13 protein-coding genes are annotated in these 18,267 nt (G+C 38.9%); 3 read left to right on the plus strand and 10 right to left on the minus strand.

Features of this window, described 5'->3' with window-relative positions; all coding sequences use genetic code 11:
- Nucleotides 1–77 precede the first annotated feature (77 nt).
- Nucleotides 78–641, plus strand: a complete 564-nt coding sequence (locus BLU80_RS07750; protein WP_091396134.1) for a hypothetical protein — start codon at nucleotides 78–80, stop codon at nucleotides 639–641.
- 75 nt (nucleotides 642–716) lie between these two features.
- On the opposite strand, the gene BLU80_RS07755 is transcribed toward BLU80_RS07750, so the two are convergent.
- The 5 genes from BLU80_RS07755 to BLU80_RS07775 form a co-directional block, all read right to left on the minus strand.
- On the minus strand, nucleotides 717–1,541 hold the full coding sequence (locus BLU80_RS07755; protein ID WP_091396137.1) for a PQQ-binding-like beta-propeller repeat protein: 825 nt from the start codon (nucleotides 1,539–1,541) through the stop codon (nucleotides 717–719).
- A 928-nt stretch (nucleotides 1,542–2,469) separates the two neighbouring features.
- Nucleotides 2,470–4,461, minus strand: a complete 1,992-nt coding sequence (locus BLU80_RS07760; protein WP_139188107.1) for a hypothetical protein — start codon at nucleotides 4,459–4,461, stop codon at nucleotides 2,470–2,472.
- 32 nt (nucleotides 4,462–4,493) lie between these two features.
- Nucleotides 4,494–5,507: an AAA family ATPase gene (locus BLU80_RS07765; RefSeq protein ID WP_211481789.1), complete on the minus strand. Its 1,014-nt coding sequence runs from the start codon at nucleotides 5,505–5,507 to the stop codon at nucleotides 4,494–4,496.
- Between the two features lie 6 nt (nucleotides 5,508–5,513).
- The gene (locus BLU80_RS07770; RefSeq protein ID WP_091396146.1) at nucleotides 5,514–8,117 is read right to left on the minus strand and encodes a transglutaminase-like domain-containing protein; all 2,604 of its coding nucleotides are present in this window, start codon (nucleotides 8,115–8,117) and stop codon (nucleotides 5,514–5,516) included.
- A 21-nt stretch (nucleotides 8,118–8,138) separates the two neighbouring features.
- Complete coding sequence (locus BLU80_RS07775) at nucleotides 8,139–9,500, minus strand: DUF58 domain-containing protein (RefSeq protein WP_091396150.1); 1,362 nt, start codon at nucleotides 9,498–9,500, stop codon at nucleotides 8,139–8,141.
- A 154-nt stretch (nucleotides 9,501–9,654) separates the two neighbouring features.
- On the opposite strand from BLU80_RS07775, the gene BLU80_RS07780 reads away from it, so the two are divergent.
- Entirely contained in the window at nucleotides 9,655–10,560 is a 906-nt protein-coding gene (locus BLU80_RS07780) for a class I SAM-dependent methyltransferase (protein WP_091396154.1), read from the plus strand.
- A 150-nt stretch (nucleotides 10,561–10,710) separates the two neighbouring features.
- Here the strand turns inward: BLU80_RS07780 and BLU80_RS07785 are convergent, their stop codons facing one another.
- From BLU80_RS07785 to BLU80_RS07795, 3 genes are all read right to left on the minus strand, one after another.
- The gene (locus BLU80_RS07785; RefSeq protein ID WP_091396157.1) at nucleotides 10,711–13,008 is read right to left on the minus strand and encodes a T9SS type A sorting domain-containing protein; all 2,298 of its coding nucleotides are present in this window, start codon (nucleotides 13,006–13,008) and stop codon (nucleotides 10,711–10,713) included.
- Nucleotides 13,009–13,424: 416 nt separating this feature from the next.
- Nucleotides 13,425–14,456, minus strand: a complete 1,032-nt coding sequence (locus tag BLU80_RS07790) for a helix-turn-helix transcriptional regulator (RefSeq protein WP_091396161.1) — start codon at nucleotides 14,454–14,456, stop codon at nucleotides 13,425–13,427.
- A gap of 677 nt (nucleotides 14,457–15,133) precedes the next feature.
- Nucleotides 15,134–15,484: a hypothetical protein gene (locus BLU80_RS07795; RefSeq protein ID WP_091396163.1), complete on the minus strand. Its 351-nt coding sequence runs from the start codon at nucleotides 15,482–15,484 to the stop codon at nucleotides 15,134–15,136.
- 264 nt (nucleotides 15,485–15,748) lie between these two features.
- Between BLU80_RS07795 and BLU80_RS07800 the strand changes: the two genes are divergently transcribed.
- Nucleotides 15,749–16,330, plus strand: a complete 582-nt coding sequence (locus BLU80_RS07800) for a pentapeptide repeat-containing protein (protein ID WP_170831177.1) — start codon at nucleotides 15,749–15,751, stop codon at nucleotides 16,328–16,330.
- A 69-nt stretch (nucleotides 16,331–16,399) separates the two neighbouring features.
- Here the strand turns inward: BLU80_RS07800 and BLU80_RS07805 are convergent, their stop codons facing one another.
- Nucleotides 16,400–17,125, minus strand: coding sequence for a LytR/AlgR family response regulator transcription factor (locus BLU80_RS07805; RefSeq protein WP_091396170.1), 726 nt, complete (start codon nucleotides 17,123–17,125; stop codon nucleotides 16,400–16,402).
- Complete coding sequence (locus BLU80_RS07810; protein WP_091396173.1) at nucleotides 17,122–18,186, minus strand: sensor histidine kinase; 1,065 nt, start codon at nucleotides 18,184–18,186, stop codon at nucleotides 17,122–17,124. Before BLU80_RS07810 ends, BLU80_RS07805 begins: the two co-directional genes overlap by 4 nt.
- Nucleotides 18,187–18,267: the final 81 nt, after the last annotated feature.

Raw genomic sequence — 18,267 nt, forward strand, 5'->3', positions numbered from 1 at the left:
CTTAACTGCATAGTGTAAGGGAGCTGTTGATTTTTTTAGCAGGCCTTGTTGGCTCTGTTAAAATAGAGATATTGTTTATGCAAAGAAAAATTACTGTATTTATTTCCCTATTCAGTTTACTGTCCTGTGCAGTAAATGCACAGGCCAGATTTGACCTGCAGCGACGCTCTGAATTGAGTATCGGCCTTGAAAATGCCTTCCCGCTGAATGGGTGGGATTTATATGCCAAAAATACAAAGAGTGCAAGCTTCGGTGTGGGACTCTCACTTAAATATGTGTATAAGCTTAACGATGTGCTGGCCACCACGACGCAAATTGGGGGATTGCATTTTTTTGCCAACAATCTTGGGGGAACCAAGGTTAATTCGGGGCAATTTTTTATAAAGGGAGGTCTTAGATTAAATGCTGGCTGTATTTATTTTGAGCCCGAATTTGGTATTAGTACTTTATCGGGAAATGTTCCAGACACTGTTCTTGGTGGTTTTGGAGAATCCTCTATAACGCCATTTACCTATGCAGCGGTCATTGGCGTTTTTGCCGCAAAGTGTTTAGATATCAGTCTTAGGTACGAAGGGATGGTTCAGGATGCCACGGTGGGATATATGGGGCTTAGAGTTGCCTATAAAATACCATTAAATTAAATCGAGTAAATTTAGCTTAAATGAAGATGTAAGTATCTTAAGGGGGTGTCAACTTGTTTTACGTTTATGCTATATTTAGATGGCTACGCAAATGAGTTCAAGTTGGTCTGCCTTTTTGTTTAAGGTTGTAACGTAAAGACTATTGCCATGGATAAATATTTTGCTGTTAAAGGGTATTTTATTTTTTAAGGCTAAGGTATCCATTACTTCCATGCTCGTCGCATTTATTTTGACCAGATTCCTTTTTTTATCTTTTAAAAATACGCATTGACCAAACCAACAGTAGTCCGATGCACCTCCATTATTATATTCTGTTACGATGGAGCCATCTATCAGGTTTAGGCAATAAAAGGCACCTCCCTTGCCTGAGGTACCAAAAAAAATTAAATCTCCTTTTACCTCTACATCTGTGTAGAGATAAGCCTTAATGACTTGCTCCCATAGTAATTTCCCGGATGGCAGGTCAAAACAGGCTAATTTGGATCTTTGGTTATATTTTATTTTTTTGTCACCAAATCGATATTCAGATTGAACGTGATTTTCTTCCAGCTGAATATGTTTTTCTGATTTCAAGATATCTGGCTCCGAAATAATAAAAGTAAGGCCGGTATGCAGTAGTAACTGATTATTATTTTCGCTAAATTTCCAATCTCGCGGAGCCAGTAATTTACCTTTTTGTTGCCGGTAAGACATAAAATATTCCTTTTGTATGCAACTCGTCCCATCTGGCTCTATGGCCAAGACGATAATTTTGCTGCCATAATAGCCGCTTTCTACTTTGGTTTTATCAACGGTTATAAATGCATAATAGAGGAGGTTATTCCAGATGATGGGTTCACATACATGATCGAACGAATGTGGATTTGGATCTGGTATTCTAACGGTCCATTTTATTTCCATACGCGAAGTGGTTTTTTAGATGGTGATGATTGTGTTGTACAGTAGCTAATTTATAGGAGCCCACCAGTTTCCAATATTTGAAGTGTTTTCCTCCCAAAGCATAAAGAACTTGAGTACCCATAGATTCATTTCTACTCAAATCGAATTCAACCACCCCTATCTTCTTTTGTCCGTCGAATATTTTGTGAATGGTGAATGTTTTAATTTTATTTTCTTGAAAAAATTTGTCAGCTACATCGTCCGCTATCTCTTGAGGGAATTTAAAATTATTCTTCCTACCAAATCTTTCATGTTGATATTTTTTGGAATAATGGGTTTTTAGTTGTGTTCACTTGTTAAAAATAGACTTTTGGCCAGGTATAAAAGGTCTATACTCAGCCAAAAGTACAAAAAAAGCAACATTTCTGGCTGAGTATAAAAGATCTATACTCAGCCAAAACTTCTAATTATTTTATACTTTTGGCCGGGTATGATTTAATATGTTGTAATACACTGTATTAATAAAGTTATTGGGCCTATTAAGGTCTGTAGATTTCTGATATTGTTTATTTTGGGAGATAGACTGTTTCTGAAATTGCCTTTAAAAATAAACTTCTGGCAGGTCGGAGAGTTGTCGACTTTTAGGCCCTGAGGATTTTGATTTATCGGGAGACTATCGATTATCATGGTTCAGGGGGCCGGATTCGCCCTTATAAGTATGCTTCTGGTCAGCTATGGATTTATACTCAGGTAAAAGTTGGAAAAAATATCAAGTTCTGGCTGAGTATATAGACTGCATACCCCGCCAAAACTTGACACTTTTGTGGGTATAAATTGAATTCTGATAAAATGAGGTTAGGGGTAGGTAAAATGGCGATTTTGTGCGCTTTTCATATGACCGGATAAAAGACTATGGTACCTGGAGTGCTGACCTTCTCAGGAATGTGTTTTAATCCTCATGAGGAGCAGCCTGGTACACCAGGTTGCCTCCCTTATTAAAGATCCGTAGTCCTAATTCCTGTGCGACGCCTTCAGGCCTTTGAAAGATCAGTCCTGCATTATCAAATATGGTCTGTCCATTTATGGACGTAACTTTAATTGTAACCTGGTATTTCTCTCCTCTTTTCTCAAAATTAAGTTCAACAGTAGGCGCTTGCTGATTATAGACCCAATTTATATTTAGATCCTCCAGATCACCCAATACTTTTCTTACGATGTGGTCAGAACTGCCGGAGATCTTTAAATTTAGCATTAATTGCAATCCGCTAAAGGGAACCAGTTGCGGATAGGTCTCATACAGCATGTTATTGTAGAAATTTCTATTGCCCTTATTTTCTGCTTTATCATAGACAAATGCTAAGGCTTCATATAGTCTGCCCAGGAATAATTTTTCATTTTGGGTGTCTAGCTTAGTTGTTTGAATCAGATTTTCCAGGATTGTTCTGGCCTTTGAATATTGACCTCCCTGTATATCAAACTTCGCTTCCAGTAGTTTAAAGTAACGCTGAATATTTTTTCGTTTATCAGTGGACTGATAATCGTGGTATTTCTCGGCAAAATATTTGGGACTAAAATCCTTCATTAGGTACCAGCCTTCATCAAAGGTGGTTGTTGCTTCTGAACAAAACAGGTCATAGACCATCCTGAAACGGTCGGGATTATACGCCAAGTTTATACAGACGTTGTAGGCGGCCATTAGTTTTTTTGCCTTAAGCTGCCCTAATTGGTATAACCGGATTGGAGAATACCACCAGCCTTTATTTAAGAATTTGATCTGTTCTATCTGGTGGTCCAGCAAATTTACCCTGAGCAGATTTATGGTAAAATCATATTGCTCCTGCGTGAGGGTGGTACCTATATGCAACTCTTTAAACTCTGCTGCTTTATTCAGAACGTAGGCCGCACTATCCAGCTGCGCATCATAAATAAAGGAACGGCAAAGAGCCAGGTTGTACCAGCCAAAGCCAGGCCTGGATCCGTTTTGCTGGATAATCTGATCACACATGCTGATAGCATCTTTACTACGACCCGCATAGACATATAGTTCCGGAAGATAATAGTAAGGTTCTTTAAGTACATTTTCCCCGCTATAACTAATGGATAAGTCCTTTTGGAAAAACTGCTGTGCATTATTGAAGTTTCCGATTTCTGCCTGGAATCCGGCATAATTATTCCAGGAAATCATTCCATATTTGGCCAGGATCTGGTAATAATGAAAGCAGCTGTCATAGTTTTTATTATAACAGTGAAGCAGTGCCAGATAGTGATATATCTGGAGTTCATCGGCCAGACTCTGGTCCGGACCAAACCATTCATCATTTACCTTTTGGTTTTGATGAATAAAGGCCAGGCCGTCATAACAATATTTAAAGGCCATCTGTTCATTGGCCTTTACGGTGTTTTTTAGAAACGGGTGTGCCTGTGATGTAAATATTCTGTTTCTGTGGTAGGTCCACGCTCTGTGATAGTAAATACCAAAGAAGTCTTTTTTAAAATTATAGGAGGCCAGGTGGTTGAGTAGACTCATGACAGAGTCCGGCATTTCTATATTGTCATAGCATTCTTTTAAGGCATTGCAGATGGTATAATAATCCTGAAACCTGTCATAATAGTGGGTCAGATATTCAAGACTTGAAAACAGCTTTTTGAACTCTGGATTAAATTGCGCTTCTATTAATACACGTGCTTTTTCCAGTGTAGGAATGGCATTTTTATATCCCAGATAGTCGGCACTATGGTTGTATTTGAAATAACCTTCATACAGATAGCCGACATAATAAGTGCTGTCCAGCTTCTGGAACGATTTTCCTTTTGCCAGGGCATCATCATCGGTCAGTTGCGCATCCATGCGCTGTGCATCAATTTCATAACGGGCAGATTGGTTCACCCGGGCTAACGGCTGCCCATGCAAACAAAGGCAGCTTATACAAAGCCAGCCCATGATAAGTAAATTGATATATAAGGCCCTTTTTATCACTGATGCTTCCTTGTGAGGTTAAGTTTGCTTAAACGGTCCATTTCTGCATCCAGAATCTGATACAGAAGTTTAGCCCTGGCTTCTTTATTCCTATATAATATTCTATGATCCAGTACCGGGTGTGTTAGAATCTGCAAGTCATTTTCTGTTACATAATCTCTGCCATTTATTAAGGCGTATGCTTTAAGGCACTTAATAAAAGAAATACCGCTTCGGGTGGAAGCTCCCAGAATAATTTCGTCATTGTTTCTGGTGGCAGAAATGATATTACGCACCGCACTGAGGAGCTCCTCATGTATATAAACCTTTTCTGCAGCCTTCTGTAGTTCCAAAATTTCATTTATACTCAGGACTTGTTGAATATCCTGTTGATTTTGCTGTATATCAAGGTACTCCTTATAGATTTCAAGTTCCGTATCGTCATCTACGTAGCCAAAATGGATCTTTATATAAAAACGGTCCAGCTGAGCAGCGGGTAACGGATAGGTACCTTCCATTTCAATGGGGTTCTGTGTGGCCATCGTAAAAAACAAGGCTTCCAGTGGAAAGGTCGTTTCGCCCACTGTAATTTGTTTTTCTGCCATACACTCAAGTAAAGCGGATTGTACCTTAGGAGAAGCTCTGTTGATTTCATCCGCCAATAACACATTACAGAAAAGCGGCCCTTTTTTAAAGACAAAATCTCTGTTCGCCTCATCAAATATATAAGAGCCAATTAAGTCCATAGGTAAAAGATCAGGTGTAAACTGGATTCTCTTAAATATGGCCTGACCATTTTCCCCGCCCGTAATACTTTTGGCAAGGGTCTTGGCCATTACCGTCTTTCCGGTGCCGGGATTATCCTCCATCAGGATATGACCTCCAGCTATGAGTGCCGTTAAAATAAGGCGGATCTGTTTGGTTTTACCCTTAATAACCTGCTCAATATTTTGCGTCAGTTTTTCAATATTTTGTACACTACCAGATGTAGCCAGTACATTTTGCTCTATGTTGGACATTTCATTTTCCATGATAACCTAGTGATTTTTTATGAAAAAATGTAAGGGATGATAAAAATTTAAAAACAGTACGACCCTTCTTTTCCAGGGAATATGTGCTTTTACTGCCTGGACAAAAGGTTTGTAGGTGGCGGCTGCCTCTGTTATTTCCTGTCTGCCCGGTGGCGTATGACTGTATTTTTCCTTCTGATAAACCTTGGTAAAAAGACTTAAATGAGTGCCGAACTGCCGATCTATTTGCTGTGCAAAATCTTCCGGACTATGGAAGTCTCTGGGATACCCCATCTGATTTAATAAATATAAGATCGCTCTTTGCTTAAAATGCAGGTTTTTACGTGCCCTGAAATTGAAAAAGCGCCAAATCAGCCACGGAAGTAAAATGATGATTATCATTATTACCAGTGCAATGACTGCCAGGCTGATTAAAATCGTCAGCCAGTCAAATCCATGCAGATAACTCCTGACTGAATTTTTGTTAGGGGTAACCACTTTTGCTTCCTTAATGATTTTAATTTCATCAATGGAGACAGGCTGTGGCAGCCTGCTTAATATATTGACGGCCGTATCTGCTGCCTTTTGGAAATCCAGATGAGAGAGCTTTTCATCATAAGAGGCAGCCGTAATATGCATACCTTGTTCCAGGTCAGTTAGATTTATCGCCCCTGTGTCGGCAAACACTTTGGCAAAAGCCACAGATAGCCGCATGTCAGGATTTTGGGCAGTTGTAAAGCTTCTATCCTTATATAATATCTTTTCTACGGATAATAGAATCTGTTTTTTTAGTGTATCTACCTTAAGAATAGTTCCGTCGCCAACAAAGGCCACTTTTTGGCTTCCGAGCGGAGGTGTCCCGTCTGGTTGCGGTGCCTGCTGGGTGTTGACATCAGGAATGGTCGTATCGAAATCTATCCAGCCATACCCTTTGAAGAAAACCTGTACCCAGGCATGTGCCTGATCTTCATAGAACCAGTACCAGCCAGGATTCTTGCTACTTCGGTCCACCGTTAAAAAGCCGGTGGCAATCCGGGAAGGAATGTGCAGGGCTCTGAGCATAAAAAGGGTTGCACCTGCGTAGTAGGCACAATAACCCCTACGGTTGGTAAATAGAAAATAGTCTAGTTTATTAGCGCCCGGTAAGCCAGGTTCACCCGGATTATCTGTATATTGAAAGAGCGGTTGCCCAAACTCATCTTTACTTAAAAAATAATCCCGGATGGCCAGCATTTTATCTATGGTGGTGGAGTCCCCGCTGGTGATGGTATCGGCCAGATCTATTATCCGCTGATAGGATTTGCCCTGTGGCATTTGGGTATAGTATGCCAGAAAAGCACTATCGACCCCATTATATCCGCTATCCTGTCTTAATATATCATATCTGGTCTTCTGAAAATCTTCCAACATGGTATTGCCAGCCGGATTGTATACAAAGTAGGCACTGTTCAGGCTGCTGACCCACATTTTGGCATGGTACGCAGAGCTGTACTGACTGGCATATTCATATGGAACCGATATGGGTTGTATGGAGAAGGCGGTGCTAGGCGCCAGATAGTCTTTAGGAGATAAGGCAACCTTATAGACATCTGTTTCTACGACTTTTCTGTTCAGTGTGGCCAGGGAATTTTTAATGGCGTTACTGTCAGATTTTGTGAAAAACAGCGATATCTGTGAGGGATCAGGGCTAAAAAGGTCATTGAAAGGTCTGGTGGTGTCTGTGGCAAAGGTCTGCGTAACAGAATCAAACTTGGTGTAATAATCTGCTGTAAAATATAAGGGATTCTGTGTAGTGCCATCTGCGAAGAAATTATTGAGATGGGCTACAAATACAAGTTGCTTGGTTTTACTTAATGAACCGCTTAAAGGCATTTTGCCGGTATTGCTGATGGTCCCGTCGCGGTTTACCTTGGTCATGCGCTGGCTATTGGATTTCTCATTGTTATAATGAGATTCTACCTTCTTCCAGGCAGTTTCAATGGCGGTAAAATCTTTACGGAATACATAGAAAATGACTGCGAATATCAATATCACCACACCAAAAAATCCGCAGACTCTTTTGGTCAGATACCACCTGAAGGATGACTGATGTTCATTCAGGTTACGGATTAATTCAGAGGCGTAAATGATATAAAATGTGTACAGCAATACAGGTATAAAACCCAGGGCAATGGCTCCTGCGGTGACAGTGGTGATCTTACTGATAATGATAATCTCGATTGCCAGTAAGAATAACACCCAGATAACCGTAAAAAATCGCCACCGGCTAAATCCAAAGCCTACGAGCCAGCCTATGGAGAAAATAAAAATGAATATCAGGTATTGTACAGAGAAAAAGAACATGTCAAACTCCCCGACAGCAATTTGTTTTAAAATCTGGTAACCAATATAATAAAAGAGTGCCAGCATAAGGGCGGTACTGATAAATCTAAAGCGCCAGCTGTAAAAAATAAGAGACAGCAAAATGCCGAGAGAAAAATATACGCCCTGGTAAATCCATTGATTTTGCAGGATGACGTAATTGGCATTTAACTTAAGCAGCACGACGAAGGCAAAAAAAATGGTGGGCAATGCTAAAAGTATGCATTGCACGCCCAATTTTTTCCAGCTATGTGCTCTTTCTATGAACATAATGATGACTTCGTTGTTCGCTTAATTTATTTGTGGAATGGAGTTGATTGTTTCTTTTAAGGCTCTTTCATTTAAGATAAGTTGCTTTCTTAAAGGAGAAAGTGACCATCTGGATTGATACCTTGCTCTTTTGTCCTTTTCTGCCTGTAAAAAGAACCAGGAAATCCAACTGGAGAATTTCTGTTTGCCGATGCAGTTGGATAAAGGAACAAGGATAAAAGTGATTTCTTTGCCATATTCTGCCACTAGCTGCTGCACCTGTTCTACTCCCGTTAGGGAAGAGATGACAACGATAGCCGCCTGTTTGGTATTGACAAAATTCAGTAAATCTTTATTATGTTGCCAGGTACTTAAAGCGATTAAGTGCTTAATTTCTTCTTCTTTGATGGGATGTCCGTCAAAGGTGACGGCTTTTTCCGGTTGGTCAGACACCCATCTAAGATCAGTGTGTTCTTTTTTAATAGACTGATAGATATTCCAGACGGTATTTTTATAGAAATTAAGCATGGGCTCATCCGTAATCTCATTATGCGCTTCTATGTAATCGGAATAGAAGGAGACATATAAGTGCATATGAGAGGCATATGGCTCCAAAATTTCAGGAGTACGGATGACCAGCTCTCTGTTTTTTGCATAGATTTTCCAGACAATTCTTCTTATATCATCCTGATTCTCAAACTTCTTATAATTAAATAAATCGCCTTTTACCCGCCGCATGCGTTCTATGCGGTGGACTCTTTTTTCCGTATTGCGGTGATCGGCCGAAATGCTGTTTAACGGTCCGTTTACCGGAGGAGTATAGAATCTCTCTGAGCTGGCCAGGTTAATGGCCATGGAAAAGAACTGCAGAAAGTCCTCAAAATAAACAATAACGCTGGAGATACGGTATTCCCTGATATTTTCTATTTTCCAGTCATAAAAGCCTTCTAACTGTTGATTAAACCAGTTGGCATGCTCATCCTCAACCAGCTGAATCTTATCAGAAAAAGTACCGTTATCATATACAAATCGCAGTTTGATATATCCCAAAATGGGACGAAGGATAGGATGGAGCTTTAGCTCAATGGGCTGATAAGGAGTGTCAAAGGGCCTGGTTTTAATATGAAACTGGACTTTTCCTCTTTTTTTATTGAAGTAAAAGAAAATCCAGGAAAGCAGAACGCTTATTAAAGAAAGAGACAGAAAAGTGAGACTTACATATAAGGTTATCTTTAATAAGAGCACAAAGACGTCCTGAAATGGTGTATCCGGCAATTTAGGCTGCGCCTTCAACCAGACAAAACAAAGTGCTGAGCCTATGAGAAATAGGCAGAAATATCCTGTGATAGGGGCATAAAAACCCAGCTGCTTGATGGTCTTTCTTATGGAGACTTTTTGCTGCATAAATCTAACGTGAAGTTAGTTGATTAAAAATCAATCACCTATAAAGTGCCTTATATTTTGCAAAATTACTAGGTTTGTCTTGGGATTATCACAAAATATATCATTTTAAATTTGTTATTTTGCCGCAAGGGCGGCCTAGACCGTCTAGCATTTTATGGAAAATACAATTGTGCATAGGGTTTGTCCGGTTTGTGGCAGTAATGCAGTTTCAAGAGCACTGGAAGCAAAAGATCATACGGTTTCTAAGCAGACTTTTGAAATCTGGGGCTGCCAGGACTGTTCATTTAGGTTCACGCAAGCCGTACCGTCTCCCGAAAATATTGGAAAATACTATAAGTCAGATACATACGTCTCCCATAGTAATACGAAAAAGGGACTGGTCAACCGACTATACCATGCAGTTCGTAAAAGAACATTAAAGCAAAAGTTGGCGCTTGTTCGTCAGGCTACCGGTCAGATGGAGGGGAATTTACTGGACGTAGGAGCGGGGACAGGTGCATTTGCCAGTGTCATGCAGGCAGCAGGCTGGAAAGTCACCGGTCTGGAGCCGGACCAGGATGCCAGGCATAATGCGCTGCGCGACTATCAGATGAAACTAGAAGATCTGAGTCACTTATTTGACTTGAATGGTGATACTTATGATGGAATAACCCTATGGCATGTTCTTGAACATGTGCATCAGTTGCATGAGTATCTTGATACCTTCAAGCGGATTTTGACACCTGATGGTTCACTGATTATTGCGGTACCCAATTATACCAGTTTTGATGCACAATACTATGGAAGAGACTGGGCCGCCTGGGACGTGCCTAGACATCTATGGCATTTTTCCCCGAAAAGTATGGAAGTGCTGATGAAAAAGCATGGACTTAGAGTCATCCAGATGCTACCCATGAAATTTGACAGTTATTATGTCAGCATGCTCAGTGAAGGATACCGGCATGGGAAAGGCAATCTGTTCAGAGCCTTCCTGGAAGGGCTTAATTCTAACCGAAAAGCCGCCGGGGATCCCAAAAAATTCAGCTCCGTCATTTATATTATTAAAAAAGCAGACGTATAGGTTATAAATACGAAATGTAAGTTTTATACAAATAATCGCTGGAAATCTTTAGACGGGATACAAGAAAATCAAAGCAAGCATTAAGATTACAGCTAAAAATAAAAAAGGGCTCTTCAATTGAAGAGCCCCTTTTCATAACAGGTTTATTCTTTATTTTTTAATGAACTTACCGTTTGTCTTATTACCATCCGTAGTTATTACTGTTACATAGTAAATACCTGCGGACAGATTGCGAACACTTATAGAACTATTGGTTGCGGTTTGGACCAGTCGTCCACTTGCATCATAAATGCTAACAGATTTAATGTTGCTGATTCCCGTGATGGTTAAGTTATTGCTTGCCGGATTAGGAGTAATAGAGAAGCCAGCTACTTTACCACCTGCAATACTTACAGTTTTAGAGGTTTCAATGCCATCTGCTTTAACGATGCTTAATTTATAGTAGCTCTTAGCTCCTGGGTTCTGATCGGTAAAGCTATAGTTTTTGGTATGTGTTGAAACGCCTGCTGCATCTACAGAACCGATCGTTGCAAAATTGGATCCATCATTAGAACGCAATATGTCAAAACGGATGCTACCTTGTTCAGATTCTGTTGTCCAGCTTAACACTGCATTTTTGTTATCGTCCAGTTTAACATCAAAGTTGGTGAGTGTAACGGGAAGGGCCTGTCCAATAACTAAATCTGTTGCGATAGGTCCGGCATCCAGACTATTGGCAACGTCGGTTACTGTGGCAGTAATATGAAGAGTCCCTTCTTGTGTGGGGGTGCCAGAAATGTTACCATCTTCATCCATTTGTAAACCGCCGTCAAGAGGATCAGCTGCGAATAAATTCGCATTAAGACTGCTCATTGGTCCAGATCCGTACATTGCAGGAATGTTTGCCATAGCAATATTGTTGAAGCTTTTAATTCCACTAAGGTTGATGGTTGTGCCGTCATCTAATGTTCCAACAATATTGGACAATTTGTAAACTGGAGTGAAGGGTAAATTCGGGTCAGTTTCAACAGTTATATCCAATTTTCCAGTATATGGAGAACCGACTGCTGCATTAGTTAAAGAATTATGTAAAATGGATGCAACATTTACAGTTATTGTGTCATTGGCAGATCCTTCAGTACAACCATCTCTAGATGATCTGGCGTAGAAATTATGTGTGCCAGCCGTTAATCCTGTTTGAGTGGTAGAAACAGTAGAGCCTGTGCCATTTGGATTATCGTACCATAAAATTGCGTCATTATTTGCATTCTGAGCTGCAGTTAGAGTTACACTTTTCCCTACATAAGTATAAATTGTAGAATGTGCTACATTATTCGTTTGTGGGGCCGGAACTAGTACACCCATTGAGTAAATGGCTAGAGTGCCATTCCCAAGTAGAGATGACGTTTGGGCAATCCCGCCATAAGTTATTTTAATTCGGTCAAAATCACCAGCACTTGTTCCTTGAACTGGAGCTGTAATGATTGTCTTGGTAGTTGAACCAGGGAGTAGAGCTAGATTAATTAAACTTGAATTTACTGCAACTGGATCTCCTACTGCGGTAGTGCCATTATAGGCTTGTATGGTAAAACCTGATAGCAAATCTAAGTTTAAAACTCCTCCAGACGGATTATTAAATACCACACGTACACTATCTCCAGCTTTACCAGGAGTGCTTAAAATATCTGTTAGATAAGCTTCACTTAAGGCATTTACCCCAGTGCTAAGAGTGGCTGCTGTATTATCATCATTGTCAAAGGCATTGGCTTCATCAGCTACTGTAGATGTCACATTGGCCAATGCGACACCGCTTGCGGCTTCAACTCCAGATAGATAATCAATATTTGTTGGGCAGCCAGCATTTCCAGCTTCTGAATTTAAAACATAGGCATGGAATAAATCCGTAGTCGATAATAGACTTACGGCTGCAGACAATTTAATATACACTCCATTGCAATTAGAAGGAGCTACTATAGCTAATTCATTAGTTCCTGAGCCATTTAAAAGGGTTACTAAATTCGTAGAAGTGTAAACGGAAGTAGGTGTTGTGACCCATGCTCCCAAAAAGCCTGTGGGGGCCATTGTAAATGTCCCTATTTCAATATTTCCAAGTGCCGAAACTAAATCTGAGCTAGTAGAGAATTTTATATAAATGGTTTTTCCAGCAGAGATTGTTTCTAAATTATCTCGGGTTCCATCAGTAGAAAACCCAAGATATTGGGTACTATGGGTTAATCCTAATACTTCTGCTGTAAGATCTAACGTTGAATATGTTTGCGTGTTTCCATCTATTGCATTCTCAGGGTTAGTTACACTAGCTAATAATAGTGTCGCATCAGTAGATTGGAAGTTGGCATATTCCCTAACTAAATGTGTCTGTGCACTAGCCGTTCCGATTAGTCCGCAAACACCGGCGAGGCTAGCAAGAGCCAGTATTCGTTTTGGATTTCTAAGTAAAAATGTTTTCATGGTACAATTGAATTTTGCTGTTATGAATATGATTGAAGTGTAAAGTTATTTTTGGTATTGTCAATTGCTGACAATGCGATTGGTAGTAAGGGACTTACAGCAAGATAATTATGGCAGGTTTTAAATAAAAAATCACCGGAACTATGAAGGGATTTCATAACTCAGGTGATAATGAATTGAATTACTATATGTTAGAAAATTGCTTTCTTAATTATATGTTCTGCTTTGGCTTGCTTATATTCTTGAAAAATGTCCAAAGTACTGATAAAGAATTTTTAATTGTTAGTTTAAAAAGGCGATAGATATCAGTTTAATGTATGTCGTACTCTTTTTATTTACTTATCTATTTTATTGTGTTTTTATTCTTTCTCCTTTTATTATTTTCAGGCTTTGTGCTTTAAATAAAAATCATATAATCACTGGGTCAGATTGAGGTAGGTATCCATCATGGTCACCAGTTTCTCTTTTAGCTTTTGCTGTAGTAATTCAGGGCCCAGTACTTTTACCTGATTGCCCCAGCCAAAAATCCAGTCTACCAACTCTGCATTAATACCAAGATTCATACACATTTCCCATTTCCCGCTTGACATTTGACCAAACCTTTGCGTGCAATGCCAGAACCTGTTACTGATATAGGATCCTGCAGAGTTATTAAACTCTAATTTTATCTCATAAAGCTCATGATCAAAATTGGGAGCCACTCCAAAACGTTTATTGGCTTCAGCATAAAAGTGATCCATATATTTCTGGATGCTGAATATATTTTCAAGTATATCAAACTGTTTGATGGCGGATAAATCGTAAATCATGAGCTCAAGTGAACTTTCTATTAGTAGAAGAATATAGATGCTCCCATTATGATAGAGAATTTGCATGGGCATCATGATAACGGGTAACTTCATTTGAGAATTGGTAGTCTTCGTATTGACGTCTACCTGCATAATCTTTAATTTCCGACTATGCTGCATGGCCCAGATTAAGGTGTCCAGATTATGCTGTTCCGTTTCACTATACACATACTCGTTAAAACTGGATGTTTTTATCTGAGCCTGTGGCATGGACTGCATGTGGTATTCAAACTTACTCTTACTTTGGGCCTTAAATAAAACTTCTTCTATTTTCTCAATTGATCCCTGCCTTTTCTGTGTTAAGGCGCAGGGCGCAAGGTTTTTTAATAACAAAAAGCTTTTAATGTCACTTTCGCCAAATTCATGGGCGCTTTTGTCATATTCAAATTTCCAGGTCTTTTTGTTATAATCTCCGTCAATAGTAATAATCCTGCCATCATTTAATGGAAGGTTCTTAATTTCTTCTAGGTACCGATATAAGGTACGATCAGAGATTTCGATATTTTCATACCGAATCCAGTCCCGCATACTCTCGAAAGTCACGGGAAATCTTTTGATCTTTTCAATTATCCTTGTTATCGCACTCAATTTGTCAAGCATGCAAATAATATATATTTCTAATTCATCAGATTAAAAAATATACCTTCCCTATTAGGTCTATTGTTCAGGTATGGGAACAATAGGCCCTTTCATGTTGCTTGTTAGGTTGTGCGTCAGTGGAGTATTTGTTCAAAATAACCGGTTGGTAGGGTTATTTAATCTAATATCAAGCTAAGGGTATAGACATATTGATATTCAAACGGTTATTTTGACTTCGTTTTACACCACGAAAATAGATCGACGATTGTCAGAATCTGACAATATAATTATCTGTAATGTATAAATCGTGAATGCAAAGCCTGTTTAGTTGAATTTTCCTCATTTTGCCTCCCCTTTTAATTTTGTGCTAGCCTTTATTCTGGTGTCTAATGTTGTTTAATGCCAGTCCGCGTCTGTTTGTATTTCAAAAGAAAACTGGGCAAAACCCCGTAAGTGTTTTCTTTTCAATTATAAAGTTAAGGGATTATGTTACATGTTGGCCGATAAAATAAAAATAATAGAGAAAATGTTTTGATATTGGAAACGTATGGCAAAAAAGTATAACTCCTTTAAGAAGCTGCATTAATTAACTGTCAATGTAGTTTCTTAAAGGAGGAGGAGCAATAAAAAAACTGACATCAAATTATTAATTATTTAATGTCAGTTCTTCTGTTTAGCATGTATAAAAAATCTATCAACTATCTGACAAATTCAAAAAATTGGTGTTCTGCTTCCAGGAAGTACCGGCCTTTTTTCAGTTGACTGATTTTAAAATGCGCCTGGTTATCCTTTGCTGTTTGGATGAGTAATAATTTTCTGGCATGACTGAAGACTTTAACCGGACCAGATGCGCCGCTGACAATCATGGTATTTTCTTTTTCATCAATGACGAGTTCTATCATCTTCTTGTTTGTGTTTTCTGGAGTGGTTGCTTCTGCGACTCCTTGGATTTGTTTCAAGAGTTTTAATGCGGTCCTGTCCTCCTTATTACTACCTTGTAAAACGCTCGTAAATGATTTTACCTGTAGCCCTTCTAGGGGTAAATCCATATATTTTCTAATGTTTTGTAGCCAGTTGATATAAAAAGGCTACAAAGGTGATGAGATCTAATTGGTTCCTAAGGAAAAGCTTATTACTCTTTTTCAATCGACACCTGGAATTTAGTTTCCCATGGAATTTATGCTAAATTAGCATTAATTATTATGCCAAAGAGTCGATGATGTAAAAAATAATTCATAATTAACATTTATTATTAATATGTTTTTATGATTTGCATATTGAATATTAGTAAGTTATGTAGTAAAATAATAAACATGTCAGAAAAGATAATTCTGGATCAGCAATTTGAATACCTGTCTCAGCAGTCGCAGGGGTGGCCATCGGAGGTAAATGAATTCGAAAACTGCATGTTTTCTAACTGTAATTTCAAGGAAGCTGATTTTTCAACCCTAAAATTCTACGAGTGCCGGTTTGAAAACTGTGATCTGAGCTTGGCTAAGGTGGAACAGACTATATTTCAACAGGTGCAGTTTGAAGGATGTAAGCTTAGCGGTGTTTTATTTGATAGTTGTCACCCGTTTGCCCTGGAAATATCCTTTGCTGATTCTAAGCTGGATCACAGCAGTTTTTATGCCCTTAAAATGAGCAAGGCGAATTTTCTGAACTGTTCGCTTCGGGGGGTAGATTTTACCGGTGCCCAATTGAAGGATGCCCGGTTTACAGGCTCTGACTTATGGGAGGCTAAATTTGATCATACGCTATTACAGAAAGCTGATTTTAGCGGTGCCATACATTATCAGATCAATCCTGAACAAAATCAGATAAAAGGTGCAGTTTTCTCTAGGGATGGACTAGAGGGCTTATTATCCATTTATCAGATTAAGATTGTATCCTAGCAATATTTATAAAGAGGAAATAAAGATTCTCTTCATTAAAAATAATCCACTAGTGTGATTTTGGGTGCATTAATTATTTTTACTTAATTGCTCCTGTACGCTTTGTTTATATTTCTCACCAATTTTAATCTCCAGATCACCGATCCAGATACTACTGAGTGAAAAAGAAGAAATAACATCCATTGCTGCGATAAAGGATCGTTGTATCCGCATAAACTTTTCTGGTGGAAGTTTAGCCAGTAATGATTTTTGAGTACTCAGGGTAATTATTGGCTTTAAGCCAGGTGTCTTTAAATGAATAGCTGCGTAATCTTTCAATCCCTGAATATATTTTATATCAGGGATGGCAACGCGGACCTGTTTGTAGCCGCTTTTTACAATAAGGGACTCGTAGTCATCGGAAGAATCATTAAGCGTTTTCGGGGTTAAATTTGTTTTTGCTTTTAATGCGGCTTTAAGGAATTCCTCATATTCGAAGGGCTTTAATAAATAATCCAAAGCATTTACCTGATAACTTTCATAAGCATATTGGTTGAAGGCAGTCGTGAATATAATTTTAGGAGGAGACGCCGTTTTACTCTTTTTTAAGGCCTGAGCCAGTTCTATTCCTGAACTGCCCGGCATATGTATATCCATGAAAACAATATCGACATTTTCTGTGAGGATAGCCTGCAGTCCTAAAGATGCTTTCTGGTAGGAGCCAATAAGTCTTAAGAAACCGGTTTGTTGCACGAAAGAATTGATCAGCTCCAGTGCTAATGGTTCGTCATCAATAGTGATGCAGTTGAGTATCATGACAATTGTAACTTAAAATTTAATTCAAATAAATGCCTGTCCTGGTGCTTTTTTATTTGCAGGTCATATTTCCCATTATATAGTAAGTCTAATCTTCTGATGGTATTTTGTATGCCAATACCGCCATGTTTTTTGGGGTTATCTTCCATTGGATCTGATGGCTCTTTATACGAATTGATTGTCTTTAGCCCGATGCCATCATCAAACTGTTCGACATGAATGCTTATCCGGCCGCCACTTTCTTCATGCAGGCCATGCTTAAAAGTATTTTCTATAAAAGGGATCAGCAGCATGGGCGCCAGGTCCATGGGTTTTACGGGTGAAGGGTACTTAAAATCTATCTGGGTATCTGTAGGTAGCCTAAGCCGCATTACCTCAATATAATTTAGGATAAAAGTCAGTTCTTTGTCCAGATTTGTCTTAGGTTGCGCCGTTTCATAAAGGCTATAGCGCATTATTTTTGACAGCATGGAAAGGGCGCTGCGGGATTTATCTGCCTCTTTATAACTCAATGCATAAATGGTGTTGATGGTATTAAAGAAAAAATGAGGATGGATTTGTGCTTTTAAAGTAGAGAGCTCCATACTAAAATTTTCTCTTTCCAGCTTTAGCAAGGCCTTATTATCTTTATTTACTTTTGTTATCAGGGAGATGCTGGTACTAATTCCCAGTGTTATAACCGTTGTTGCCAGACCAAAACGGTCAAAATAACTTTTTTCCATGCCTTTGAGCCAAATGCCTTGCATCTGGGTGGGCAAATCAAGAATATTATCGACCCCTGCCATAAAAAATCCTGCAGAAATCATTATAATGCCAATAGTCAATGTATACAAACTGTAGTGTTGTTTAAGCAATAGTTTGGGTACTAATAAGTAGGCATTCAAATAATAAGCCACTAACATTAGTAAAAAGTGGACAACCTGTTTTATTACAAAATCACCGGGAAGAGCGGGGACATTGTACCGGTAGGATGGGTAGATAAATAATAGTATGGCTACCAGTATCCATATTAGTAGATGTAATATTAGTTTTAGATATAAATCTTTAGATAGTCCCTTCATTGTCTTTTATAAAATCGTGTTGCAAAATTAATCCTAAACACTTCTTAGGGTTGTCGAAAAAGGGAAAATCATTTTTTCCCT

This window comes from Arachidicoccus rhizosphaerae (assembly GCF_900107765.1).
In the GTDB taxonomy this organism is placed as follows: domain Bacteria; phylum Bacteroidota; class Bacteroidia; order Chitinophagales; family Chitinophagaceae; genus Arachidicoccus; species Arachidicoccus rhizosphaerae.

Bases quoted from the DNA above. Each gene is read 5' to 3' on its own strand.
- BLU80_RS07810 (WP_091396173.1), bottom strand. From the start codon at position 18,186: ATGAAGGGACTATCTAAAGATTTATATCTAAAACTAATATTACATCTA.
- BLU80_RS07780 (WP_091396154.1), top strand. From the start codon at position 9,655: ATGGAAAATACAATTGTGCATAGGGTTTGTCCGGTTTGTGGCAGTAAT.
- BLU80_RS07760 (WP_139188107.1), bottom strand. From the start codon at position 4,461: ATGGGCTGGCTTTGTATAAGCTGCCTTTGTTTGCATGGGCAGCCGTTA.
- BLU80_RS07750 (WP_091396134.1), top strand. From the start codon at position 78: ATGCAAAGAAAAATTACTGTATTTATTTCCCTATTCAGTTTACTGTCC.
- BLU80_RS07775 (WP_091396150.1), bottom strand. From the start codon at position 9,500: ATGCAGCAAAAAGTCTCCATAAGAAAGACCATCAAGCAGCTGGGTTTT.
- BLU80_RS07765 (WP_211481789.1), bottom strand. From the start codon at position 5,507: ATGGAAAATGAAATGTCCAACATAGAGCAAAATGTACTGGCTACATCT.
- BLU80_RS07795 (WP_091396163.1), bottom strand. From the start codon at position 15,484: ATGGATTTACCCCTAGAAGGGCTACAGGTAAAATCATTTACGAGCGTT.
- BLU80_RS07770 (WP_091396146.1), bottom strand. From the start codon at position 8,117: ATGTTCATAGAAAGAGCACATAGCTGGAAAAAATTGGGCGTGCAATGC.
- BLU80_RS07805 (WP_091396170.1), bottom strand. From the start codon at position 17,125: ATGATACTCAACTGCATCACTATTGATGACGAACCATTAGCACTGGAG.
- BLU80_RS07785 (WP_091396157.1), bottom strand. From the start codon at position 13,008: ATGAAAACATTTTTACTTAGAAATCCAAAACGAATACTGGCTCTTGCT.
- BLU80_RS07800 (WP_170831177.1), top strand. From the start codon at position 15,749: ATGTCAGAAAAGATAATTCTGGATCAGCAATTTGAATACCTGTCTCAG.
- BLU80_RS07755 (WP_091396137.1), bottom strand. From the start codon at position 1,541: ATGGAAATAAAATGGACCGTTAGAATACCAGATCCAAATCCACATTCG.
- BLU80_RS07790 (WP_091396161.1), bottom strand. From the start codon at position 14,456: ATGCTTGACAAATTGAGTGCGATAACAAGGATAATTGAAAAGATCAAA.